The following is a 23,609-nucleotide window of genomic DNA, read 5'->3' as shown; positions in this document are numbered from 1 at the left end:
GGGGCACGCCATGCGTGTTTTCGTTACCGGAGCAAGCGGCTGGATCGGGAGCGCCGCCGTCGATGAGTTGCTCGCGGCGGGTCACGAGGTGCTCGGCCTCGCCCGCAGCAACGCCTCCGCGGCTTCCCTCGAAGCGAAGGGGGCGGTCGTCCTCCGCGGTGATCTCGACGACCTCGCGTCGCTCCGTCGCGGAGCCGTGGAGTCCGAGGCGACGCTCCATTTCGCGAACAAGCACGACTGGTCGAACCCTGCGGAGTCGAACCGCGCTGAGCGTACGGCGGTCGAGACGCTTGCCGAAGCGCTGGTCGGGTCCGGGAAGACACTCGGCCTCGCTTCAGGACTGTTCCGACCCGACGCAGACCGGCCGGTACTCGAGACCGATCCGCACCCGGCCGTCGGGCCGGAGTCGATGCGCGGTGGAAGTGAGAACCTCGCGTTCGACTACCAGGATCGCGGGGTCCGGAGCATCGCTCTCCGCTTCGCTCCGACCGTGCACGGCCACCACGACCACGGGTTCATCGCACAGATCGTCGCGGCCGCGCAGCGCACGGGTGTCTCCGGATACATCGGCGACGGCTCGAACTCTTGGGCCGCCGTGCACCGCAGCGATGCGGCCCGGCTCGTGCGACTCGCGCTCGAGCAGGCTCCTGCGGGAGCCCGAGTGCACGCCGTCGGAGAGGAAGGCGTGCAGGCGCGCCGGATCGCCGAGGCGATCGGTGAGGTGCTCGGCCTCCCGACGACGTCGATCGACCCGGATGACGCGGCGGGTCACTTCGGCTTCATCGGGCGCTTCTTCGGAGCCGAGATGACGGCGTCCAGCGCGGCGACCCGCGCCGCGTACGGATGGGGTCCCACCGGCCCGACGCTGGTCGAGGACATCGCCGCCGGGGCGTACACAGCATGATGCCGCCGCCCCGTTGGAAGATGGCGGTCGTCACCTGGCTCGGGGTGTACCCGCTCATCACGCTGCTGCTGTTGGCGCTCGGGCCACTCATCCTCGGCCTGCCGATCCCGGTGGTGACGCTCATCCTGTCGGTGACGCTCGTCTCGCTGCTCACCTTCGTCGTGATGCCGCTCCTCGTGCGCGCCTTCGGGCCGTGGCTGCGCGCGGGCGGGACCGGCGCCGATCGTCAGTAGTGGTCGCGCGCTTGCAGGATGACGATGTGGGTGTCGGTCACCAGGTACACGAGTCGGTTCGCGTCGTCGATCCGTCGGGACCAGGCTCCTGAGAGGATGTGCTTCAACGGCTCGGGCTTCCCGATGCCGATGAACGGATCCCGGAGGACGTCCTGGATGAGTAGATTGATCCGCTTGAGTGTCTTGCGGTCTTGGCTCTGCCAGGAGGTGTAGTCGTCCCAGCCGCTGCGGTCGAAGGCCAGCTGCCGGGTCACGCGTCGAGCAGCTTGTGGGTCTCGAACTCGCCGTTCCGAGCGCGTTCGATCGAGGCGAGGAGTCGCTCGGCGCCCTTGGCGTTGCGGAGCAGGTACGCCGTCTCGACCATGGCGTCGTAATCGTCCTTCGAGACGAGGACCGCGTTTCCCCGCTTCGACACGACCTCGACCGGGACGTGGTCGTCGTTCACCTGCTGGATGAGACCGAACAAGTTTTTGCGTGCGTCGGTCGCGGTGATCGCTGACATGAAGAGCCTCCTGGAGTGGTACAGGAAAGCGTACCACTCCAGTTCACCGTTGGCCTTCTTGGCCTACCCGAGCGCCGGCTTGATGTCCTTGACGATCGACTCCAGGATGCGCGCGTTGAGGTCGACGCCCAGCTGATTAAAGCGTGTCTACTGATGTACATATCGACAGATGGGCGAGAGGGGAACAATCTTGGATCGTGTCTCCTAGGGCTGTCCCGGCTGTGTTGGGCTTCCAGCCCAGACTAGGCGCGACATCCTGAACGATCGCCTCTGAACATGTGCACGAAAATGAGCTCGAGAAGGAAATCAGACGCGTTCGGCGCTGCGGTCGATTACGACCCTGATTCTGGCTGATCTGCCTCCCGGATCGTCGCTCCGGAGGCAGGTCCCTCGCTCCGGAGGCAGGTCCCTCGCTAGGCTCCAGTCATGCAGACTCTTCACATCGAGCTTCGCAACTGCCACGGGGTTCGAGAGCTCGATGCGGTGCTCCCGTTTGACCGGAAGCGAGCCGTGGCCATCTACGCGCCGAACGGGACGATGAAGTCGAGCTTCGCCCGTACCTTTCTTGACTTCTCTCGAGGGAAAGACTCAGCCGATCATGTCTTCACGGATCGTGAGACGGTCCGCAAGATCGTCGATGAGGACGGGGCACAGCCAGACCCTTCGAGCGTTGCCGTCTTCCTGGCTTACGACGAGCAGTACGCACCGGACGAGTTCGCTTCGACACTCCTCGTCAACGCGCCGCTTCGCACCGAGTTCGAAGTCATCAACAAAGAGCTGATGAAGCTTGAGCTCGCGCTGACCAAGGAGCTGAAGAAGACTGCTCGGACAAAGCAAGATGTCGCAATGCTCGTGTCACAGGTCTTCACGAAGCAAGACGACAACTTCTTCGGCGCCTTGGCCCGGGTCAGCTATGAGGTCGAGCAGCTGGAAGACACGCCGTTCGCCGACCTCCCCTACGACACGCTCTTCAACGCCAGCGTCGAGAAGGTATTGGCCGACCCCGCACTTCGAGATTCGCTCAGCGACTATGTCACCCGGCTCAACGAGTTGCTGGATCGCTCGATCTTCTTCAGTCGGGCATCATTCACCTACTACAACGCCGAAACGGTGAGTAGGAGCCTGGTCAGCCAGGGATACTTTAAGGCCAAGCACGCGCTACTCCTCTCGGGCGACGAGAGTCCACGAGAGGTTTCGAGCGAGAAGGAGCTAACGGCCCTGATCGCCGAGGAGAAGCAGCGGATCTCGGACGACGATGAGCTGACAAAGCGACTTGGGGCGCTGGAGAAGGCCCTGAATGCCAATCAGGCCACTCGCGACTTCTTCAAGCTGGTTTCCGATCGGCCTGAGCTCCTTGCCCAGTTCCAGAACGTCGAGCTGTTCAAAGAGAAGCTCTGGGTCTCGTACCTGAAGGTGTCGGAACAGCTCTTCTCAGAGGCGGTGGCTAGTCACAAGTCATCTGAGGAGCGGCGCAAAGCGATCCTGAAGCAGGCAGCGGCCGAGCGAACGCGCTGGGAGGAGGTGATCGAGCTTTTCAACACGCGGTTCTCCGTTCCGTTCACGCTCGTTCCTCGGAATCGGGAGAAGGTGATGCTTGCTCAAGAGCCTTTCCTGACGCTGGATTTCGAGTTCAAGGACGGTGGCGGGTCATCCCGCGTCGACCGGGAACACTTGCTCCAAGTGCTGAGCACCGGCGAGAAGAAGGCTCTGTACATCCTGAACATCCTGTTCGAAGTAGAGGCTCGGCGCGGCACCGGTGAGCTGGCACTCTTCGTCATCGATGACATCGCTGACTCCTTCGACTACAAAAACAAGTACGCAATCATCTACTACCTGCAGGAAATGGAGCAAGAAGAGAACTTCCGGCTTCTGATCCTCACTCACAATTTCGACTTCCTCAGGACGATCTATGGCCGAGGCGTCGTTGGTTGGGGGCACTGTTTCATGGCTGAGAAGAGCCCAGACCGGGTGAAGCTCAGTGAGATGAAGGGCAACACCATCAAGAACCCATTCACGCTCGACTTCAAGAAGGAGATTTTCAGCGATGGGATGAAGCGGATTGCCTGTATACCCTTCGTTCGAAACCTCATCGAGTACAGCCGGGGCACCGATGACGAGGACTACCTGAAGCTGACCTCTTTGCTCCACCGGAAGACCGACACTGCTTCCATCACGCAAGGTGAGCTAGACACCATCTTCAAGAGTGCTCTGGCAGGTTTGCCAGACCGGTCGTGGGCTGATCCAAGCGAGTCAGTGGTCGACATGATTTACCGCGAGGCCGATGCATGTCTCGAGGCAGACGAGGGAGTGAACTTCGCCAATAAGATCGTTCTCTCCATAGCGGTTCGCCTTCGCTCCGAGTCGTACATGTTGGGGCAGATCAACGACCCTGCGTCCACCAATGCGATTACTAGGAACCAGAACTGGGAGCTCTTCAAGCTCTTCGATCAGCGAGGACTTGGCACCTCCGTCGAGCTCGCGCTCTTGCGATCGGTGTTGCTCATGACCCCGGAGAACCTACACATCAACTCGTTCATGTACGAACCGATCATTGATATGTCAGACGGTTCGCTCCGAGATCTCTACTCGTCGATCGCCGGGCTCGATTCACCGGCAGCGTAGCCGCGGTCTGTCTCGGTTCTTCGACCCGGCAGGCTGCCGTCTCTCGGATGAGAGCGTTCGCTTAACCGTGCGTTGCAGCGCAGCGGAGAGTCGCGCTGTGGACGCGCCTCCGCCTATGAAGGAGGCTGTGTCGGACCTCTAGTTCAGGCTCGGTGCTATGTCCATCACGATCGCTTCGAGGATGCGAGCGTTGAACTCGACGCCCAGCTGGTTCGGGACGGTGACCAGGACGGTGTCGGCGGCCTGGACGGCGGCGTCCGCCGCGAGTTCGACGGCGATGACGTCGGGCTCGCAGATGAAGCTGCGGCCGAAGCGCGCGAGTCCGCCGTCGAGGTGTCCGAACTGGTTCTTCGAGTCGACCTGGGCACGCAGCCCGAAGTAGCGCCGCGTCTCATCGTCGATGAGGGGCAGCACGCTGCGGCTCACCCAGACCCGCGGCTGCCAGTCGTCACCGGCCTCAGCCCTCGCGTCCCGGAACACTTGATAAGGCGCCAGAATCAGAGCCCGCGATCACCACACTGGAGGCTTCCGCGTAGATGGCCGACCGAGGCTGCCGACGACGCGGGACCAGCCCATCAAGCCAGAGAGGAGACAACGTCACATCAATGGGTAGTACCTAATTACGCGCCCGCCCGAAGGGCTCCGCGGGTTCTCACCGGTACGACTCTGGACTATATCGAGCGAATACGACGAACTGCAGGGGCTACCTGCGCCTCTTGCGCGCAAGTCGTCTGCGGGTCGACTCGCTGGGGCGTTTCGCGCTGAGCTCCTGCAGGGAAAGGTCCACCTGCCGAACGTGCCTCATGTATCCTAGCGAGGATCCGATATTACGACTCTCCTCCAGGGACTGTTTTGCTTCGCTATAAGACTCCGGTCGGCCGGTCAGGACCTGTCCTAACGAATGAAGTACCTTGGCGCGTCCCCAGTCGTCTCCATAGCCCTCCAGGAGTTCGAGGCTCGACCGGAGCAAGGCTACAGCTTTTTCGGCGTCCTTCGGACGTTGCTTGATAAGGCACAATGCCATCGAATGTTTTACGTGGGCCTGATGCCAGTTATCGCCACGCTTCACGCCGTTGGCCAGGCTCTGTCGGAAGAGGCGAGGTAATTCGTCGACTCCGTTACCTGAACCGTGATGGCATTCCCAGTGGGCGACTAGGTGTTGCGCAATCGCGATCTCTCGCGAACCATCATCATCCTTTATGAATGAGCGGAAAAGCTTAACGGCTTCCGGCTGTCTTTGAGAACGATAATAAGTCATCGCGCGTAAGAACTGCAAGTCGGGAGAATTTTTGCCAATTAGCCCCCGATCGGCTTGCTCATCAGCTAGGCGGAGGCCCTGCAGATTCGCAGCCAGGGATTCAATTTCCGCAACTTCGCGGTATTCATGTGCACCGACGCCGGGGTCGATTTCGGTGGAATGATATGCGAATCCGGGCCCAGATGATAAATAGGTGGGCAAGCCTGGTTGGTTGGAGAGGGATAGAGCGAGGTAGTGCAGGTTGGCTTGGAGCCAGAGGTCCTCATCGCGACCTTTATCAGCGAGCACGCGTCGGCGGAGCCGCGGTTCGAATTGCCATTCGCCAGAGCTCTGGCTGAGGAGACCGAACATTTCCAGCGACGTCAAAATGCTCTCGCTGTAGCCAAATTTTGCAAGGGTATGCAATGCCGAGGATTTTGTGTGGGCGTTAGCGGCTGCGAGAAGAACCACCTCCGGACGGCGAGCCAAGTCGATGTCATTCACTCGACAGTGCTCCGCTCACGCAGGTCCAGCCTCGCCATTGCGTCGTATACTTCTCTCACAGTCGGATGTGTATCGAGAATAGCATTCGCAAGTATCTGAGCGTCCCGCAAATCTCTTTCCCAAGCGAAATCTAGCGCAACCGCGGCAAATTCATCGACGACGCCGTCAAGCTCGGATGGTAGGTTTATCGAGCTGGTTGCCATGGTTGGCAGGGAGCTACTGTTCGTATTGAAGCCTACTGGCTTATACTGAAAGACCACTCTGGCACCGAGCCGGACCATATGCGATATCGATGGTTCCCAAATGGTGTAGTAGAAAGCGCGACGCAGAGATTCTTCCATCTGATCGCAGTTGCGGAAGATGACAAGCAGGTCATCAAACCGTCTTCCCAGCTCAATTTCTCGGTTTAGTAGGTCGATGAGTGAGCTAAGTTCTTCTGCTTCGTTTACGCTCCCCAGATTCACGTGCACATTGTCGATATTTACCGAGCCAAAGAAGGCACGGATATCGCTGGCAACCGACAGGGACAGATTTTGTCGGGGTGCGGACAATGGTTTGCTTCCGCCCACCGTCTTCAAGATCGCGCGAAATGCTGCGAGTGGGCTCGCGGTGACCTGATTATTTGGGTCGAGCACGGAGGGTGTGAAGGCAGCGGGCAAATCTTCTGCTGTTGCGACGATCACATCGATAAACTTTCCCGGCAGGCAGTCTTCGTCGCCTCGTATGTGTAACACTCCGCCAGTTTTGAGAAAGGTGCGCACGCACTCTATCTCGGCAGACCAGTTGAGGTGGAAGGATCTCAACTCTGCTCATCTCGAACTCTGCGCACGTTGACGTCCCCCCCCGAATGGATGTCTGACGCGACATCGGATGATGCCCGCCCCATCATGCTGCTACTGGTCTGTACATCTTCGACAGTAACGTTTCGCTTGGCACGAATTCCCGAGGCCACGCGTCGGTGCGCAGGCTCACGGCGTCGAAGGATTACGTAACCCACTGTTCCTACGAGGAGTCCGATCAGCACGGCTACCATGATGGACCATGGTGTTTCGAGAAGACCCAGCGAGGTTGTGATCGCCCAGACGATAGCGCCGACCGAAATTGCCAGTACTGCACTACCGAGTTGAGTCCTCATGGCGACATAGTAGTGCCGCTGGTGTAGGAATGCGCGACATGTGCGCATCGGGCTTTCTGTGTCGGGATCGTTGCGCCGGCTCAATCGCAATCGGGTGGGGCTACATGCAGAAGTGGCGCGCTCCACAAATAGGCCTCTGATCTGCGGCGACTCTGCCGATCCTGTCTGGTGCGGCGGGCTGTTAGACCATCGCGGGCTTGATGTCCTTGACGATCGACTCCAGGATGCGCGCGTTGAAAGCGACGCCGAGCTGGTTCGGGACGGTGACGAGGACGGTGTCGGCGGCCTGCACGGCTGCGTCCTTCGCGAGTTCGGCGGCGATGACGTCGGGCTCGCCGATGAAGCTGCGACCGAAGCGCGCGAGTCCGCCGTCGAGGTGCCCGACCTGGTCCTTCGAGTCGGCCTGGGCGCGCAGCCCGAAGTAGCGGCGCGTCTCGTCGTCGATGAGCGGCAGGATGCTGCGGCTCACGGAGACGCGAGGCTGCCACTCGTGATCGGCTTCGGTCCAGGCGTCGCGGAACATCTGGATCTGCTCGGCCTGCAGTTCGTCGAACGGCACGCCGGTGTCCTCGGTGAGGAGCGTCGACGACATGAGGTTCATGCCCTGCTCCGCCGTCCACACCGCCGTGGACCGCGAGCCGGCGCCCCACCAGATGCGCTCGCCGAGCTCCGGCGACTGCGGCTGGATCGCGAGCAGTCCGTTGGTCCCCGTCATCTGCGGGTTGGCACGCGCCACACCCGCACCGGCGATGGCCGCACGGAACACCTCGGTGTGCGAGCGGGCGATGTCCGCGTCGGTCTCGTCGTCGCCCGGCACGTAGCCGAACGACTCCGACCCGCGGAGCGCCGTCTCGGGTGATCCCCGGCTCACGCCGAGCTGCAGTCGGCCGTCGCTGATGAGGTCGGTAGCCGCCGCCTCCTCGGCCATGTAGAGCGGGTTCTCGTAGCGCATGTCGATGACACCCGTGCCGAGTTCGATCGTCGAGGTCTTCGCAGCCATCGCCGCCAGGAGCGGGAACGGCGACGCGAGCTGTCGGGCGAAGTGGTGCACGCGCACGTACGCGCCGTCGACACCGACCTCCTCCGCCGCGACCGCGAGGTCGATGCTCTGCAGCAGTGCGTCACGCCCGGTGCGCACGCTCGAGCCCGGAACGTCTTGCCAGTGTCCGAAGGACAGGAACCCGATCTTCTTCACGCTGACTACAGCGTCGCGCGAGGTGGTTCTATTCCTCTGAATGGATCGCAGGTCACCGTCCCCGGCCGTGGACCGGCATCGCAGTCACCGGCGGCTCGCCGACCTCCTCCACCGTGTGGCCGCTGCAGTTCGCCGACGTCACGCTGGCTCGCTCGATGCGCGCCACGGTGAACCACCGCATGGCGTCGCGCATCCGACACCATCCGACGAGGTACCACTGACCGTTCGTCGAGGCGAACAGCACGGGCTCGACGTCGCGCGTGGTCGCGCTCCCGGCCCGCGAGGTGTACCGGATGCGGACGACCCGCTGCTCGGCCATCGCCTCCTCGAGTGCCGATCGGACGACGCGCGAAGCGGTCGGGGGTACATCGACCCAGATGCGACCGGCCAGCGCGTCGGCTCGTGCGCGGGTCCTGGGGTCGAGGACGTCCAGGATCTTCTGCACTCCGGCGGCGGCCAGATCCGCGTACGGGGCGTCGGGTGCCGCGGACACCGCCGACATGAGCGCCACCGCCTGCACCGGGGACAGGCTGACCGGTGGCAGTGTCGCCCCGACGGCCAACCCGTATCCGCCGCCTGGTCCCGGGCGTGACCAGATGGGCGCGCCGCTGCGCTCGAGTGCCTGGAGATCCCGCTTCACGGTGCGCACGGAGACGCCGAAGTCCCTCGCCAGCCGCTCCGCCGAGATCCCTCGCGATCCACCCCGACGCAGTGCCTCGGACAGGGCGTGGAGTCGCTCCGCCCGCTTCATCGGCTCACGAGTTCGAGATTCATGACAGAAATAGTGACACACACCTGCCTGGAGCGCGCTTCAGGCTGGAGCCATGAACACACAGAACGGCACCCCGACCATCGTCCTCATCGCCGGCCACTGGCTGGGCGCCTGGGCCTGGGACGACGTCATCGACCATCTCGACCCCGACCGTTCGCGCACCGTCGCGATCACCCTGCCCGGCCTCGACGGCGCCGATCCCGACCGGTCCAGCAGGACCCTCGACGACCAAGTGGCCGCGATCACGGAGGTACTCGCCCGGCGGGACGTCTCCGCGGACCACCCGGCCGTCATCGTCGCGCACAGCGGCGCCAACGCTCCCGTCACCCTGCTCCTCGACCGGCGTCCGGAGCTCGTCCGCCGGGTGGTGTGGGTCGACTCAGGTCCGGTGGCGCCAGGAACCGTCTTCGCGCCGGACCTGCCGGACGACGTCGACGAGCTTCCGCTCCCGGCGTTCGACGTCCTCGCGCAGCAGGCGAGCCTCGACGGCTTGAGCGCCGAGGTCCTCGACCGGTTCCGCGCCCGCGCGGTCCCCGAGCCGGCGCCCGTCCTCCGACAGGCTGTCGAGCTGACCAACGACGCCCGCGCCGCCGTCCCGACCACCCTGGTGTGCTGCTCGATCCCCGGCGCGCAGGTGCTGGACCTGGCCCGAGGCGGACACCCCATGTTCGCCGAGGTCGCGGGGCTCGCGACCGTCGAGGTCGTCGACCTCTCGACAGGTCACTGGCCGATGTGGAGCCGTGCCGGCGAGCTCGCGGAGGTGATCCGCTCAGCGGCGCTCACCCCGCGACCGAACGGTCGAGACCGATCCGACGCTGGAACCCGCCGCGTCGCCTAGCGGACGCCCGCCTCGGCTTCGGCCAACGCCCGCACCTCGGCGACCTCGCGGATCTCGTCGGCACCGATGTTCGCCCCGAAGAGCTCGTGTCCGGGTTCGAGGACGACGCCCGCGCGCAGCGGTCCGATCTCGACGGGGTCGAACCCGAGGGCGTCCACCACGGCCGAGACGGCTGCCCGGTCCGCGGGGGCGTCGCCGGCGATCGCGATGCCCTTGCGGCCCGGCGTGCCGGCCGGACGCGGTTCCCCGTCGAGGTCGTGGTACCCCATGTGGTTGAACGCCTTCACGACCCGTGACTCCGGCAGGAAGGCGGCGACCAGCTCGCTCGTCGAGGTCTCCGGCGCGCTGAGGTCGTCTCGATGTCCGTCGACCTCCCACCAGTAGTTCATGGCGTCGATGACGAGCTTGCCGCGCAGCTCGTCGACGGGCACCGACCGGTGCTTGCCGAGGGGCAGCGCGAGGATGACGAGGTCGGCCTGGGCCGCCGCCTCGGCGGCGGTCGTGGCGACGGCACCCGGCGCGAGGACGTCGATCGTCAGGGCGATCCGGGCGGCGTCGCGCGATCCGCTGATGAGCACCCGGTATCCGGCGGCGACCGCGAGTCGTGCCAGGACCGTGCCGACCTTGCCGGCGCCGAGGATGCCGATGGTGATGCCCTGCGACGGAGTCGGCTCGTCGGCGGATCGGTCGGTTCCGGAAGCGGTGTCGGACATGGGTCTCCTTCGTGGACGGTGCGGCCGCACGCGGTCGCCTGGGTCAACCGGGGGTCGTCCGTCGCTATTCCGACACCGATCGCTCGGGCCGCGCAACCCCTCCTGCCCGATCGCCCGCTCGACGTACCGTTGCCGCATGACTGACGCAGAACAGACCGATGCAACGACCCCTGACGCCACGACCTCCGGTGCACCCGAGATGATCGGCGCCACCGAGGAGACCCTCGGAGCACGAGGCGACGACAGCTCGACGAGCGCGAGCAAGGACCCCGAGGACTGGGTCACCGGCGACGAGCCGATGACCGGCCCGCAGCGCAGCTACCTCGACACCCTGGCCCGTGAGGCAGGCGAGGAGCTCCCCGCCGACCTGACGAAGGCGCAGGCCTCCGAACACATCGACCGGCTGCAGAACGCCACCGGTCGCGGTCAGTCCGGATCCTGAGCGCCGCCGCCACCGTGACCGATCCCAGGACGGCACCGCTCCATCACGAGGTGGTCGTCATCGGTGGCGGCAACGCCGGTCTCTCCGTCGCCGGGAGGCTCCGGCGATACGGCGTCGACGACGTCGCGGTCATCGAACCGCGGGAGCACCACCGGTACCAGCCGATGTTCTCGCACGTCGCGGGCGGGACCGCGTCCGCGTCGGTCGCCACGAGGCCACAGCACGCCGTGACGCCGAAGGGCGTGACCTGGATCCAGGACCGGGTCCAGTCCATCGACCCGGTCGCGAAGACGGTGACGCTGGAATCCGGCACCGCCGTCGAGTACGACCAGCTCATCGTCGCTCCGGGCATCCAGCAGGACTGGGACGCCGTGCCCGGTCTGACGGAGGCGATGGCGTCGCCGGTCGGGATCTCCAACTACACCTTCGAGTACGCGCAGAAGGCCTCGCGCGTGCTCCGGTCGGTCCGCTCCGGCACCGTCGTGTTCACGCAGCCCGCCGGCCCCGCGAGTTGCTCGGGTGCCGCGCAGAAGCCGATGTACCTCGCGTGCGACTACTGGCGGCAGACGGGCGTCCTCGACGACATCCGTGTGGTGCTGGTCGTGCCCACACCCACGATGTTCGGCATGCCGATGATCGACGCCGAACTCAACCGCAAGGTCGCCGAGTACGGCATCGACGTGCGGTTCTCGCGCGAGCTCGTCGCGGTGGATCCGGAGCGGAGCGCGGTGACCATCGCGCAGACCGACCCGCAGGACGGCCCGGACCGCGGGCAGGACGGCGTGACGGGCGGACTCCGGGAGGAGATCCCCTACGACGTCCTCCACGCCGTGCCGCCGCAGTCCGCGCCCGACTGGCTCGCGGCCACGGCGCTCGCCGACCCGGGAAATCCGGGTGGGTTCGTCGAGGTCGACTCGCTGACCCTGCGGCATCCGCGCTTCCCCGACGTCTGGGCGCTCGGAGACGCCGCCGCGGTGATGAGTTCGAAGTCCGGCGGAGCTCTCCGGCAACAGACGAAGACCCTCGCGAAGAACCTCGTCGCCGTGCGGTCCGGTCAGGAGCCGAGCACGGTCTACAACGGCTACTCGGTGTGCCCGTTCACGGTCTCCCGCGGGACGGTGGTGTTCGCCGAGTTCGACGACCGCTACCGCCCGAAGCCCTCGATCCCGTTCTGGAACGGACTCGCGAAGGAGCGTCGGTTCACGTTCATCGCCGACCGCTACGTCCTGCCCTGGGTGTACTGGAACCTCATTCTGCAGGGTCGGGCGTGAGCTCCAGCTCGCGAACTGTCACCAACCGCTAGTCCAGCGCCCCGTCACTGTGCTGGAGTGACAGTTCGCGGGCTTTGGCGGGTGGCGGTTCGGATTCGGTAGAGGGACGTGCTGGCCGTGATGTAGAGGGTGCGGCCGTCGGGGTCGCCGAAGCAGACGTTCGCGGTGCGCTCCGGGACCGGGATGCGCAGGATGGTCGCGCCGAACGGGTCGAACACCTCGACGCCGTCACCCGCCGACGACCAGACGTTGCCGTCGACGTCGATCCGGAAGCCGTCGGACGCGGGAACCGCGGTGCTCGCGAAGGTGCGTCCCGGGGTGTCACCGAAGACGACCGAGACGCCGTCCTCCGCGACGTCGTACGCCGCGATGCGGAGTGCGCCGTCACCGGTGTCCGACACGTACAGGATCGACTCGTCAGGCGAGAACGCGAGCCCGTTCGGGTGGACGAGAGCGGTGATCACCTGCTCGATCGCTCCGGTGTCCGGCTCGAACCGGAAGACGTAGCAGCCGTCGTACTCCTGCTCACCCGGGTGCCCCTCACGTCCGCTGGCGTCGATGCCGTACGGAGGGTCGGTGAACCAGATCGAGCCGTCGGAGTGCACGACGACGTCGTTCGGGGAGTTGAAGCGGCCGCCGGACCAGTGGTCGACGAGCGTGATCGGGCCGTCGGGCCCCTCGATCTCGACCGCGCGGCGCCCGTGACTGCACTGCACGACCCGTCCCTCGCGGTCGATCGTGCGGCCGTTCGTGTACTCGGCGCCGTCGCGGAACACGGCCGTCTCACCGGTCGCGGTGTCGAACTCGAGGATGCGGTCGTTCGGGATGTCGCTCCAGCGCACGCGGCCGGTCTCCGCGATCCACGCGGGCCCTTCGCTCCAGATCGCGCCCGTGTACAGGTGCTCGAGTACGGCTCCTTCGGCGAGCAGCGGTGAAGGATCGGTCATGGTGACGTCGTCGTCGGTCATGACGCCCAGCCTATTCGGCAGGAGCCGGTCTACGCCTGGTCGATGGGGGAGGAGCCGAGGTTGCGGGCGCTCGGTCGGGTGACGGGCGGCTCGACGATCGACTCCAGGAAGGCCCACGCGTCCATTCGCCAGCGGTCGCCGGCGACGTCGATCGCCTCGATCCGGAACGGTGGCGTGAGGATCGCGTCCCAGTCGATCGAGTCGAGGACGCGTCGCGGGATCATCTCGTCGACGTACGGTGCCTCACGTTCCGGATCCGGTGCGACCTCGGGGGCGTCGTCGTCGACGAGGACCTCGAGTCGGTCGATCATCGCGTCGTCGAACGCCTGCATGCGGGTCACGAGCGTCTGGAGTTCGTCGGGTTCGAGACCGGCGACGAGTTCGAGCAGATAGGCGCGCCCCGGATACGCCTCCGCGGGCACGTCGACGATGTTGTACCGGCCGTCGTCGGAGATCCACATACGTCAACGCTAGCCCGTCGCGGCTGGAGGCCTGCGGTGAGGTGCATCGATTCGTCCTCGAGTCACCGTCGCGCGACGCGTCTCCGCATCTCAGGCGGTCGGCGCCTGGCTCGGGTGGACGGGCAGCTGCGCGGCTGGACGGACGAGCGCCGTCGGGCCGGGATCGGTGAACCCGAACTGCTCGTAGAGGCCGTGCGCGTCGCTCGTGAAGAGTGTCCACCGGAAGTGCGCGCCGGGACCGTCGTCGATCATCGCCTGCACGATCCGCTTGCCCAGTCCGTGGCCGCGGTGGGCCTCGAGGACCACCACGTCGGCGAGGTAGGCGAAGCCGACGCCGTCGGACACCGCTCGTGCGAAGCCGACCTGCTCACCGGTCTCGTCGTCATAGGCACCAACAACCCGCCAGGCGTCGTCGATCTGCGCCTCGACGTCGGTTCGGCTGCGCCACTTGGCCCAGTAGACGGCTCGCAACGCGCCCCAGACCATGTCGCGGTCGATGCGGTCCTTCGAGTCGTCGATGCGGTAGCCCATCGGCCCACTGTAGGACGGTCGTTGCCGGGCCGTGGAGAGCCAGTCCGGCCTCGGCGGCCCGCTCGTCATCGGGCGACACGACGGAATAGTCGAGCCGTCTGCGGGCTTAGCGTGAGGAGAAGTACCAGCGATGCACCGAACCTCTGGAGGATCATCAGATGACTCACGCCCGCACCACCCTCGGAACGTCCGACCTGTCCGTCTTCCCGCTGAACCTCGGCGGCAACGTGTTCGGTTGGACCGCCGACCGGCAGACCTCGTTCGACATCCTCGACGCCTACGTCGCGGGTGGCGGTAACTTCATCGACACCGCCGACGGTTACTCCGCGTGGGTACCCGGCAACACCGGCGGTGACTCCGAGCGACTCATCGGCGAGTGGCAGGAACTCCGCGGCAACCGCGACGAGCTCGTCATCGCGACGAAGGTCAGCCAGCACCCCGACTTCCAGGGGCTCGCGGCCGACAACATCCTGAAGGCCGCCGACGCCTCACTAGAGCGCCTCCGCACCGACCACATCGACCTCTACTACGCGCACTTCGACGACGAGTCCGTGCCGTTGGAGGAGACGGTGACCGCGCTGTCGTCGCTCGTCGACGCCGGCAAGGTCCGCCACCTCGGCATCTCCAACTACTCCGCAGCGCGCATCGCCGAGTGGTTCGAGATCGTCGAGGCCAAGGGGCTCCACCGCCCGATCGCCCTCCAGCCCCACTACAACCTCGTCGAGCGCGACTTCGAGGGTGAGCTGCGCACGATCGCCGAGCGCGAGCAGCTCGCGGTGCTGCCGTACTTCTCGCTCGCTAAGGGCTTCCTGACGGGCAAGTACCGCGAGGGGTCGAGCGTCGACAGCGTCCGCGCCGAGGGAGCCCAGGCCTACCTGGCCGACCACGCCGCGCTCCTGCCGGTCCTCGACGAGGTCGCCGCCGCCCACGGCGTCTCGGTCGCGACGGTCTCGCTCGCGTGGCTCCGCTCGCAGCCGACCGTCGCCGCTCCCATCGCGAGTGCCCGCACGGTCGAGCAGCTGCCCGACCTCCTCGCCTCCGCGACGCTCGAGCTCTCCGTCGACGAGCTGGCCGCCCTCACCGCCGCCTCGGTCGCGTAGGGCTCGCTTCACCCCGCCGGTCCCTGAGCGACCTCCTTCGGTCCCTGAGCGACCTCCTTCGGTCCCTGAGCTTGTCGAAGGGCGCACCTCGACAAGCTCGGTGGCCGGGGGGCGGTGGCAGGTGGGGCGTCCTCTCCGCGCTCCGAAACACCCCGGCAACATGTGTCCCGGTAGAGTCGGCCCATGGGTGACCTGTTCAACGGCTATGGCGGCACGCTCGCCCCGCGCAAGACTCCGGGCGGCGTTCCCGCCTTCGACGAGATGTTCGGCGAGGCGGCGGAACACGCAGGTGGTGCGACCGCCAGGCGGGCGTATCAGGAGATCTACAGCTCCCTCGCACGGATGACCCAGGAGGAGCTCCGAGGCCGCACCGACGCCCTCGCCAGCTCCTACCTCGCGCAGGGCGTGACCTTCGACTTCGCCGGCGAGGAGCGTCCGTTCCCGCTCGACGCGGTCCCGCGGGTGATCGAGCAGCAGGAGTGGACGCAGGTCGAGGCCGGCATCAAGCAGCGTGTCAAGGCGCTCGAGGCCTTCCTCGCCGACGTCTACGGCCCGCAGCTCGCCGTACGCGACGGCGTCATCCCCGCGAAGCTCATCTCCTCGTCGTCGCACTTCCACCGGCAGGCCTACGGGATCCAGGCGGCGAACGGCGTCCGCATCCAGGTCTCCGGTATCGACCTCATCCGCGACGAGCACGGTCAGATGCGTGTCCTCGAGGACAACGTCCGGGTCCCGTCCGGCGTCAGCTACGTCATCTCCAACCGTCGTGTGATGGCGCAGACGCTCCCCGAGCTGTTCGTCTCGATGCGCGTCCGTCCGGTCGGCGACTACCCCAACAAGCTTCTGCAGGCGCTGCGTGCGTCGGCCCCGCCCGGCGTCGAGGACCCGAACGTCGTCGTGCTCACCCCCGGCGTGTACAACTCCGCGTACTTCGAGCACACGCTGCTCGCGCGGCTCATGGGCGTCGAGCTCGTCGAGGGCCGCGACCTCTTCTGCTCCGGCGGCAAGGTCTTCATGCGCACGACCGCCGGGCCCACGCGCGTCGACGTCATCTACCGCCGTGTCGACGACGAGTTCCTCGACCCGCTGTCGTTCCGCGCCGACTCCATGCTCGGTTCGCCCGGGCTCATGCTCGCCGCGCGCCTCGGCAACGTGACCATCGCGAACGCGGTCGGGAACGGTGTCGCCGACGACAAGCTCGTCTACACGTATCTGCCCGACCTCATCAAGTACTACCTCGCCGAGGACGCGATCCTCCCGAACGTCGACACCTGGCGTCTCGAGGACCCGCTCGCCCTCGAGGAAGTGCTCGACCGCCTGGACGAGCTCGTCATCAAGCCCGTCGACGGCTCCGGCGGCAAGGGCCTCGTCGTGGGTCCGGACGCGTCGAAGGAGGAGCTCGCGACCCTCAAGACGAAGCTGCAGGAGGACCCGCGCGGCTGGATCGCGCAGCCGGTCGTCATGCTCTCCACCATCCCGACGCTCGTCGAGGACGGCATGCGTCCCCGTCACGCCGACCTGCGACCGTTCGCGGTGAACGACGGCAACGACGTCTGGGTGCTGCCCGGCGGCCTGACGCGCGTCGCCCTCCCGGAGGGGCAGCTGGTCGTGAACTCCAGCCAGGGCGGCGGCTCGAAGGACACCTGGGTCGTCGGACGTCCGTTCGACCCCAACGCGGCGCCCGAGGCGTCCTCGCACGACATCCAGGGTCTCGTCGCCGAGCAGGCCACGACCGAGACGACGTCGATCCCGATCATCTACGACCACGGCACGACCCCGGAGCACTCGCCCCAGGACCGTCCGGCCGGCAACCAGGACCAGCAGGAGCAACAGCAGCAGACGCTCTCCGAGCCCGCTGCCGACGGGTCGACGCAGGAGGACGCATCATGCTGAGCCGCATCGCCGAGAGCCTCTTCTGGATCGGCCGCTACATCGAACGCAGTGACGGCACCGCGCGCATCCTCGACGTCCACCTGCAGCTGCTGCTCGAGGACCCGTGGATCGACGAGGACACCGCCTGCCGGTCGCTGCTGTCCGTCATGGGCAGCGACGCGCCCGCCGACCAGGAGCTCACCCGCCAGGACGTCCTCGCGCAGCTCGCCGTCGACCGCACGCACCCGGCGTCGATCGCCTACTCGCTCGGCGCCGCCCGCGAGAACGCCCGGCGCGCCCGCGAGATCGTGTCGACCGAGCTCTGGGAGTGCCTCAACACGACCCGTGCCCGGATGCCGCGTCGCGTCGCGAGCGACAAGGTGCACGAGTTCTTCGGGTGGGTGCGCGAGCGTTCGGCCCTCGCCGTCGGCATCGTCGACTCCGCCACGAGTCGTGACGACGCCTGGCGCTTCTTCACCCTCGGTCGCAGCCTCGAACGCGCCGACATGACGGCCCGACTCCTGGCGACGCGGTCGCTCACCGAGGCGAGCGGTCCGTCCTGGACGACGATCCTCCGCTCCTGCGGCGCCTACGAGGCCTACCTGCGCACGTACCGCGGCATGCCGAGCGCGAAGAACGCGGCCGAGTTCCTCCTGCTCGACCAGCTCTTCCCCCGGTCGGTCATGTTCTCCATCAGCCGGGCCGAGGAGTGCATGCGCGACCTCGAACCGCGCCGAGGCCGCGTCGGGACGGTTGATTCCGCCCAGCGCCTGCTCGGTCAGATCCGCAGCGACCTCGAGTACCGGCCCATCCAGGACACGCTCGTCGACCTCCCCGGTCGGATGGACGCCGTGCAGAACGTCACCAGCCAGGTGTCGGAGGCGATCCGCGAACGCTACTTCCCCACTCATGCGGTGCCCGCATGGATCGGAGAGAACTCATGACCCGGCTCCACATCAAGCACAGCACGGGCTTCTCCTACGGCGGCAAGGTCAACGCCTCGTACAACGAGGCGCGCATGCTGCCGGTGACGACCGAGGACCAGTACGTCCTGTACTCGCACATCGACATCCAGCCGGGGGCGTCGCAGTCGACGTACACCGACTACTGGGGCATGAAGGTCTCGGCGTTCGAGGTGCTGACGCCGCACGAGGAGCTCTCGCTCACGGCGACGAGCCTCGTCGAGGTCCGGCCGCGCAAGCACGAGCCGCACCCGACCGGCTGGGAGCAGCTCGACATCGCGACCCAGGCCGCTGTGACGCGGGTGGAGCACCTGGAACAGACCCGCCGCACGACCCCGCCGGACGATCTCGTCGAGCTCGCCCGGACCATCGCCGACCGCTACGAGAGCCCGTGCGAGGCCGCGATGGCCATCAGTCGGGAGATCGGCGAGCAGATGGACTACGTGCAGGGCGTCACGAGTGTGTACTCGACCGCTGCCGAGGCGTGGGCGAACCGCAAGGGCGTCTGTCAGGACATCACGCACATCGTCCTCGGAGCGCTGCGCTCGGTGGGGATCCCGGCCCGCTACGTGTCGGGGTACCTGCACCCGAAGCCGCATGCGGCGATCGGCGAGACGGTGACGGGGGAGTCGCACGCGTGGGTCGAGTGGTTCTGCGGTGACTGGCGTGGATTCGACCCGACCAACATGGTCGACGTGGGCGAGCGTCACGTCCTCATCGGGCGGGGTCGTGACTACGGTGACGTCTCCCCACTCCGTGGTGTGTACGCGGGCCCCTACCGCTCGAAGCTCTTCGTGAAGGTCGAGATCACCCGAGAGGCCTGACCCGACTGGTGCTGCTGCCAGCGCGGTGCGCTGACGCGAGCGCGGGTCATGCGCGTGAGCGCGGGTCTCCGGAGGGTCGCGCCCGCGCGTGCGGCCCGCGGTCACGCCCGATCAGGCGTTCTCACGTCAGCGCACCGCGCTGGGGCAGATTCGAGCGGGTTCACGTCAGCGCACCGCGTTGGCACGAGTCCGTAGAGGCGACACCCGTAGGATCATCGGCATGCAGACCGAGATGATCGTCCCGGCCCGCCGCCCGATGAAGCTGATCCCCGCGGTATTGCTGGCGGCGTCGGCGTTCTGTCTGTTCGGCCTGATGCAGCCGCTCGCCGGCTACCCGCTCCTCGTCGCCGCGCTCGTGACCGCGATCCTCATCGACCGCGACCTCGCGAAGGACCTGTTCCTCATCGCGATCGGCATCGGGATCGTCTCGACCACGTCCGTGGAGGCGGACGTCTCCTGGCCGAGCTTCTTCCGGATCGGCACCGTGCTGCTGCTGGCGGTCGGTGCCCCGTTCCTCATCGACCGCTTCGTGTACCGGCGGAAGGCGATCACGTTCCCCTGGCGGAGTCGCGAGAAGAAGACGAAGGGCGAGATCGCCTACCTCTTCGCCGTCCCGCTCCTCGGTTGGGCGATCCTGCCGTTCTACTTCATCCGATCCGGCGCCTACGAGAACTGGCCGGTGATCAGCGACGCCGGGGAACTCGGCCGGTTCTTCGTCGGCGTCAACGCGGTCGGCACGTGGGATGAACTGTTCTTCATCTGCACCTGCTTCGCCCTGCTGCGACGGCACTTCCCGGTCTGGCAGGCGAACCTGCTGCAGGCCGTCATCTTCGTCTCGTTCCTGTGGGAACTCGGTTACCGCTCGTGGGGTCCGCTCCTGACGTTCCCGTTCGCGCTCCTCCAGGGGTACCTGTTCTCGAAGACGCGGTCGCTCGGCTACATCCTCGCGGTGCACCTGCTCTTCGACGCGATCGTCTTCCTCGCGATCGTCCACGCCCACCATCGCGACTGGATCCCGATCTTCTGGTACTGAGCGATGTGTCCGCCCGCCCGCGCGGTGCGCTGACGCGAATGTCGGTGTCCCGGGCCCAGCGCGGAGCGCTGACGCGAGCGGCGGTGTTCAGGCTTCAGCGCGGGTCTGGCGGGTGACCGCGGGTCTCCAGAGGGGCGCGCTCACGCCACAGACCCGCGCTCACACGAGCACACCGCGCTGGCAGCAACCCGGACGGGAGTCAGGGGGCGGCGGGCTTCGTCGCCGCTCCGTCGAGCCAGAGTTCGGTCGACTCGTCGCGGTGCACCCCGTCGGTGCCGACGTGCTTCTCGCTGATCGTCGGACCGTTCTTGATGACGTGGACGAGCGCCATCCCATGACCCCGGCCGAGCTCGTAGTCCGTCTTCAGCCACTCGAGGATCTCGCCGGCCTTGGTCGACGCGTCGAAGCCGCGGGCGTGCGCCTCGTCGACGAGCTCGCGCGGGGTCTTACCGGTCTTCGCCTCGGCGGCATCGAGATAGGCCTGGAACGACATGACGGCTCCTTCGTCGATCGGGTGTCAGCGCCATCGTAGCCAGCGAGGGCACCGAGCGACAGGCCCCGCAGCGCGCCATGCGGCCTCCCTCCAGGGTGGGCGGCGGCGACGCCAATAGGGTGAGGGGATGGATCGCCCCAGCAGGACCCCCGCCGGATTCGCCGCGACCGTCGGCATCGACCTCCTCGCCGTCATCGTGTTCGTCCTCATCGGCCGCGCCAGCCACGGCGAAGGCATCCTCGGACTCCTCGTGACCCTGTGGCCGTTCGCCGTCGGGCTCCTCGTCGGACACGTCCTTGCGCTCGTCCTCGGTCAGCGCGAGGCCCGCTCCGTCCGCTGGGCCGGCGTCGTCGTCTGGGTGTCGACCGTCGTCGTCGGGATGGTGCTGCGCGCGGTCTCCGGCCAGGGCGTCCAACTCAGCTTCGTCATCGTGACCGTCCTGGTCCTCGCCGCACTCCTCCTGGGTTGGCGCCTCGTCGCGTGGCTCATCGCCCGCCGACGTCGATGACGCCGCCGACACCGCCACCGACGATCGCATGAGCGCCGAGCGCTGGGGGCGCTGGTACTTCGTCGTGCAGGCCCTCGCCGGCGCAGCATGGTGGGTGTCGGTGTTCCTCGTCCCGCCCGTCCGTGCGGCGACGCTCGGCAGCCTCGACCCCGTCGTCATGGCCGTGCTCGACGTCCCGCTCTTCGTCGTCGCCTCGGCGCTCGCCGCATGCGCCATCCGATGGGCGGCGATCCTCGCGACCGGATGGACGCTGCTGGTCACCGTGTCACTGGGGATCTTCGCGGCCGTGACCCAGGAGGCGGGGATCGGCGCCCTGCTGATGGTCGGCGCCGCGGTCGGCTCGGTCACGGCACTCGCGCTCGTCCTCACCGGCGGGATCCCGAGAGCATGGATCGCCATCGGGCCGTTCGCGTTCCGCCCAGCCGATGCATCGGCGTCGACCGGTTCGCAACTCGTGAGGACCGCCGTCGAGATCGTCGCGTTCTGGGGCGTCTTCCTCGCGGTGATCCCCGCCGTCCTGCGGTTCTTCGAGCTGCGATGGCGGGTCGCGGTCGCCCTGCCGCCGGGTGCGGAGCAGTTCGCCGTCATCGCCGGCATCGTCGTCTTGGCGCTCGGGAGCGTCGTCGGGCTCTGGTCCGCAGCCGCGATGGCGACGACCGGGGGTGGGACGCCGCTGCCCGCCGCGATGCCGAACCGACTCGTCATCGCCGGGCCGTATCGCTTCGTCCGCAATCCGATGGCCGTCGGCAGTATCGTCCAAGGTGTCGGCGTCGGACTCCTGCTGTCGTCCTGGATCGTGGTCGTGTACGCAGTCTTCGGTGCCGTCGTCTGGAACGTCCTGGTCCGGCCGGTCGAAGAGGCCGACCTCGAGGCGCGCTTCGGCGAGCCGTACCGCCGCTATCGCGAGGACCTGCGGTGCTGGGTCCCGAGCCTCCGTCCGGTTGCGGCTCGTTCGTAACTCCTGCTGCCTGCGACGACCGGCCGCGTCACCCGCCGCCCCGCCCGCCCGGGAGCCCCGGCGGTCGCAGGATGCAGGAGTTGTGAACGCCGAGCGGGTCGGAGCGGAGGCCCGCCTAGCGGCGGGAGCCGGTGAGGGTCGTCGACTCGTCGACCGGCGACGATTTGGGACGCGACTCCGAACGCGGCTCGGGCGCCTTCGCGCGCGACTTCGGCTTCGGCAGCGGGATCGGCGAGGTGAGCGCGATCTGCTCCGAGAAGTCCTCCGGCGTGACCGGGGAGACGACGCCGTCGTGGGTGAACTGCAGGCGCCAGCGGGAGTCGGGCGCCACGCGCAGGCGGAGGTGATGACGGAACACCCCGTAGGCCAGGCCGGTGGCGCAGGCGGCGAAGCCGGCGAGTGCGCCCAGGCCGAGCGCCCAGCGCGGCCCGAAGGTGTTCGCCACCCACCCGACGATGGGCGCGCCGATCGGGGTGCCACCCATGAGGATCGCCATGTACAGCGCCATCACCCGGCCACGGACGGCCGCCTCGGTGCTCGTCTGCACGAGTCCGTTCGCGGTGGTCAGGAGCGTTACCGTCGAGAAGCCGACGAGGATCAGCACGGCGGCGAACGACCAGTAGCTCGGCATGAACGCGGCCGTGAGTGCAGCGACCCCGAAGAGCCCGGCCGCGCCGACGATCATCCGCATCTGGGCCTTCGCCCGCCGCGCCGCGAGGAGTGCCCCGGTCAGGGAACCGATCGCGAGCACCGACGAGAGGATGCCGTACTCGCCAGCTCCCTTGCCGAACTCGACGGCCATGGTCGAGGCGAAGATCGGGAAGTTCATGCCGAACGCGCCCATGATGAACACGATCACGAAGATGACCATGAGGTCCGGCCGCCCGCGGACGTAGCGGAAGCCCTCGACGAACTGTCCTCGAGCCCGAGGTGGGCGCGGCGCGCGACGGAGCTTGCCGGTGCGGAGTGCCAACAGGGCGCCGATGACGCCGAGGAACGTGAAGGCGTTCACGACGAACACCCACCCGGAGCCGATCGCGACGATGAGGAGACCGGCGATGGCGGGGCCGACCATGCGCGCCGCGTTGAAGGACGCCGAGTTGAGCGCGACGGCGTTCGACATGTTGTGCTCGTCGACGAGCTCGGAGACGAAGGTCTGCCGGGCCGGGCCGTCGACGGCGTTGATGATGCCGAGGGCCAGCGCGAAGAGGTACATGTGCCACAGCTCGGCGTGACCGAAGATGAGCAGGGCGCCGAGCGCTGCGGCCAGGAGCATGAGGCTCGACTGGGTGAGGATGAGGATCTTCCGCTTGTCGAAGCGGTCGGCGATGAGACCGGTGATCGGCACGAGGACGAGCTGCGGTCCGAATTGCAGGGCCATGGTGGCGCCGACGGCCACGGCGTCGTTGTCGGTGAGGTCGGTCAGCACGACCCAGTTCTGGGTGGTGGCCTGCATCCAGGCGCCGACGTTCGACACAAGGGCGCCGATGAACCAGATGCGGTAGTTGACGCTGGACAGGGAACGGAACAT

26 protein-coding genes are annotated in these 23,609 nt (G+C 66.8%); 13 read left to right on the top strand and 13 right to left on the bottom strand.

Translation table 11 applies throughout. The features are described from left to right. The first annotated feature begins 10 nt into the window (after positions 1–10). Both ACQG07_RS16155 and ACQG07_RS16150 read left to right on the top strand, forming a co-directional pair. Positions 11–904 carry an SDR family oxidoreductase gene (locus tag ACQG07_RS16155; protein WP_426738806.1) on the top strand — a complete coding sequence of 298 codons (894 nt, stop codon included), beginning with the start codon at positions 11–13 and terminating at the stop codon, positions 902–904. Then, a complete protein-coding gene (locus ACQG07_RS16150) occupies positions 904–1,137 on the top strand; it encodes a hypothetical protein (protein WP_426738805.1) in 234 nt (77 codons plus the stop codon). The genes ACQG07_RS16155 and ACQG07_RS16150 overlap by 1 nt, the downstream gene beginning before the upstream one ends. Here ACQG07_RS16150 and ACQG07_RS16145 read toward each other — a convergent pair. Both ACQG07_RS16145 and ACQG07_RS16140 read right to left on the bottom strand, forming a co-directional pair. Further along, positions 1,131–1,391 (bottom strand): Txe/YoeB family addiction module toxin, encoded by a 261-nt coding sequence (locus ACQG07_RS16145; protein WP_426738804.1) that lies wholly within the window; start codon positions 1,389–1,391, stop codon positions 1,131–1,133. The genes ACQG07_RS16150 and ACQG07_RS16145 overlap by 7 nt on opposite strands. Next, positions 1,388–1,639: a type II toxin-antitoxin system Phd/YefM family antitoxin gene (locus tag ACQG07_RS16140; protein ID WP_086475247.1), complete on the bottom strand. Its 252-nt coding sequence runs from the start codon at positions 1,637–1,639 to the stop codon at positions 1,388–1,390. The genes ACQG07_RS16145 and ACQG07_RS16140 overlap by 4 nt, the downstream gene beginning before the upstream one ends. Before the next feature lie 426 nt (positions 1,640–2,065). On the opposite strand from ACQG07_RS16140, the gene ACQG07_RS16135 reads away from it, so the two are divergent. Beyond that, positions 2,066–4,261 (top strand): AAA family ATPase, encoded by a 2,196-nt coding sequence (locus ACQG07_RS16135; protein ID WP_426738803.1) that lies wholly within the window; start codon positions 2,066–2,068, stop codon positions 4,259–4,261. A 138-nt stretch (positions 4,262–4,399) separates the two neighbouring features. Here ACQG07_RS16135 and ACQG07_RS16130 read toward each other — a convergent pair whose 3' ends face one another. The 5 genes from ACQG07_RS16130 to ACQG07_RS16110 form a co-directional block, all read right to left on the bottom strand. Continuing rightward, positions 4,400–4,741, bottom strand: coding sequence for a flavin-dependent oxidoreductase (locus tag ACQG07_RS16130; RefSeq protein ID WP_426738802.1), 342 nt, complete (start codon positions 4,739–4,741; stop codon positions 4,400–4,402). A 223-nt stretch (positions 4,742–4,964) separates the two neighbouring features. Further along, on the bottom strand, positions 4,965–6,002 hold the full coding sequence (locus ACQG07_RS16125) for a hypothetical protein (protein ID WP_426738801.1): 1,038 nt from the start codon (positions 6,000–6,002) through the stop codon (positions 4,965–4,967). Next, complete coding sequence (locus ACQG07_RS16120; protein WP_426738800.1) at positions 5,999–6,763, bottom strand: hypothetical protein; 765 nt, start codon at positions 6,761–6,763, stop codon at positions 5,999–6,001. The genes ACQG07_RS16125 and ACQG07_RS16120 overlap by 4 nt, the downstream gene beginning before the upstream one ends. 555 nt (positions 6,764–7,318) lie before the next feature. Then, entirely contained in the window at positions 7,319–8,332 is a 1,014-nt protein-coding gene (locus ACQG07_RS16115; RefSeq protein WP_426738799.1) for an LLM class flavin-dependent oxidoreductase, read from the bottom strand. A 52-nt stretch (positions 8,333–8,384) separates the two neighbouring features. After that, entirely contained in the window at positions 8,385–9,083 is a 699-nt protein-coding gene (locus ACQG07_RS16110; RefSeq protein WP_426738798.1) for a helix-turn-helix transcriptional regulator, read from the bottom strand. A 73-nt stretch (positions 9,084–9,156) separates the two neighbouring features. On the opposite strand from ACQG07_RS16110, the gene ACQG07_RS16105 reads away from it, so the two are divergent. Next, positions 9,157–9,942, top strand: coding sequence for an alpha/beta fold hydrolase (locus tag ACQG07_RS16105; protein ID WP_426738797.1), 786 nt, complete (start codon positions 9,157–9,159; stop codon positions 9,940–9,942). Here ACQG07_RS16105 and ACQG07_RS16100 read toward each other — a convergent pair. Then, on the bottom strand, positions 9,939–10,655 hold the full coding sequence (locus ACQG07_RS16100) for an NADPH-dependent F420 reductase (protein ID WP_194602867.1): 717 nt from the start codon (positions 10,653–10,655) through the stop codon (positions 9,939–9,941). The genes ACQG07_RS16105 and ACQG07_RS16100 overlap by 4 nt on opposite strands. Before the next feature lie 136 nt (positions 10,656–10,791). On the opposite strand from ACQG07_RS16100, the gene ACQG07_RS16095 reads away from it, so the two are divergent. Both ACQG07_RS16095 and ACQG07_RS16090 read left to right on the top strand, forming a co-directional pair. After that, a complete protein-coding gene (locus ACQG07_RS16095; RefSeq protein WP_426738796.1) occupies positions 10,792–11,097 on the top strand; it encodes a DUF3072 domain-containing protein in 306 nt (101 codons plus the stop codon). A 14-nt stretch (positions 11,098–11,111) separates the two neighbouring features. After that, positions 11,112–12,368 carry an NAD(P)/FAD-dependent oxidoreductase gene (locus ACQG07_RS16090; protein ID WP_426738795.1) on the top strand — a complete coding sequence of 419 codons (1,257 nt, stop codon included), beginning with the start codon at positions 11,112–11,114 and terminating at the stop codon, positions 12,366–12,368. 44 nt (positions 12,369–12,412) lie between these two features. On the opposite strand, the gene ACQG07_RS16085 is transcribed toward ACQG07_RS16090, so the two are convergent. The 3 genes from ACQG07_RS16085 to ACQG07_RS16075 all read right to left on the bottom strand — a co-directional run bounded on the left by ACQG07_RS16085 (position 12,413) and on the right by ACQG07_RS16075 (position 14,328). After that, positions 12,413–13,336, bottom strand: a complete 924-nt coding sequence (locus tag ACQG07_RS16085) for an SMP-30/gluconolactonase/LRE family protein (RefSeq protein ID WP_426738794.1) — start codon at positions 13,334–13,336, stop codon at positions 12,413–12,415. A 29-nt stretch (positions 13,337–13,365) separates the two neighbouring features. Then, a complete protein-coding gene (locus tag ACQG07_RS16080; protein WP_191941981.1) occupies positions 13,366–13,797 on the bottom strand; it encodes a hypothetical protein in 432 nt (143 codons plus the stop codon). Positions 13,798–13,887: 90 nt separating this feature from the next. Next, positions 13,888–14,328 carry a GNAT family N-acetyltransferase gene (locus ACQG07_RS16075; RefSeq protein ID WP_426738793.1) on the bottom strand — a complete coding sequence of 147 codons (441 nt, stop codon included), beginning with the start codon at positions 14,326–14,328 and terminating at the stop codon, positions 13,888–13,890. A 158-nt stretch (positions 14,329–14,486) separates the two neighbouring features. Between ACQG07_RS16075 and ACQG07_RS16070 the strand changes: the two genes are divergently transcribed. From ACQG07_RS16070 to ACQG07_RS16050, 5 genes are all read left to right on the top strand, one after another. After that, the gene (locus ACQG07_RS16070; protein WP_426738792.1) at positions 14,487–15,428 is read left to right on the top strand and encodes an aldo/keto reductase; all 942 of its coding nucleotides are present in this window, start codon (positions 14,487–14,489) and stop codon (positions 15,426–15,428) included. 183 nt (positions 15,429–15,611) lie between these two features. Continuing rightward, positions 15,612–17,321 carry a circularly permuted type 2 ATP-grasp protein gene (locus tag ACQG07_RS16065; RefSeq protein WP_124767596.1) on the top strand — a complete coding sequence of 570 codons (1,710 nt, stop codon included), beginning with the start codon at positions 15,612–15,614 and terminating at the stop codon, positions 17,319–17,321. After that, the gene (locus tag ACQG07_RS16060; RefSeq protein ID WP_064295753.1) at positions 17,315–18,244 is read left to right on the top strand and encodes an alpha-E domain-containing protein; all 930 of its coding nucleotides are present in this window, start codon (positions 17,315–17,317) and stop codon (positions 18,242–18,244) included. The genes ACQG07_RS16065 and ACQG07_RS16060 overlap by 7 nt, the downstream gene beginning before the upstream one ends. Then, the gene (locus tag ACQG07_RS16055; RefSeq protein WP_079706431.1) at positions 18,241–19,086 is read left to right on the top strand and encodes a transglutaminase family protein; all 846 of its coding nucleotides are present in this window, start codon (positions 18,241–18,243) and stop codon (positions 19,084–19,086) included. The genes ACQG07_RS16060 and ACQG07_RS16055 overlap by 4 nt, the downstream gene beginning before the upstream one ends. 220 nt (positions 19,087–19,306) lie before the next feature. After that, entirely contained in the window at positions 19,307–20,119 is an 813-nt protein-coding gene (locus ACQG07_RS16050; protein ID WP_162852303.1) for a CPBP family intramembrane glutamic endopeptidase, read from the top strand. 199 nt (positions 20,120–20,318) lie between these two features. On the opposite strand, the gene ACQG07_RS16045 is transcribed toward ACQG07_RS16050, so the two are convergent. Beyond that, complete coding sequence (locus tag ACQG07_RS16045; protein WP_192019139.1) at positions 20,319–20,612, bottom strand: DUF4287 domain-containing protein; 294 nt, start codon at positions 20,610–20,612, stop codon at positions 20,319–20,321. Between the two features lie 127 nt (positions 20,613–20,739). On the opposite strand from ACQG07_RS16045, the gene ACQG07_RS16040 reads away from it, so the two are divergent. Next, positions 20,740–21,120: a DUF3054 domain-containing protein gene (locus ACQG07_RS16040; RefSeq protein ID WP_426738791.1), complete on the top strand. Its 381-nt coding sequence runs from the start codon at positions 20,740–20,742 to the stop codon at positions 21,118–21,120. Between the two features lie 28 nt (positions 21,121–21,148). Then, the gene (locus tag ACQG07_RS16035) at positions 21,149–22,078 is read left to right on the top strand and encodes a methyltransferase family protein (protein WP_426738790.1); all 930 of its coding nucleotides are present in this window, start codon (positions 21,149–21,151) and stop codon (positions 22,076–22,078) included. A 115-nt stretch (positions 22,079–22,193) separates the two neighbouring features. Here ACQG07_RS16035 and ACQG07_RS16030 read toward each other — a convergent pair whose 3' ends face one another. Beyond that, positions 22,194–23,609, bottom strand: coding sequence for an MFS transporter (locus ACQG07_RS16030; RefSeq protein WP_426738789.1), 1,416 nt, complete (start codon positions 23,607–23,609; stop codon positions 22,194–22,196).

The organism is Plantibacter sp. 2H11-2 (assembly GCF_050031945.1).
GTDB classification, from domain to species: domain Bacteria; phylum Actinomycetota; class Actinomycetes; order Actinomycetales; family Microbacteriaceae; genus Plantibacter; species Plantibacter auratus.
Note: the sequence above shows the minus strand (reverse complement) of the source record. Positions and strands in the feature narration are given on the sequence as shown.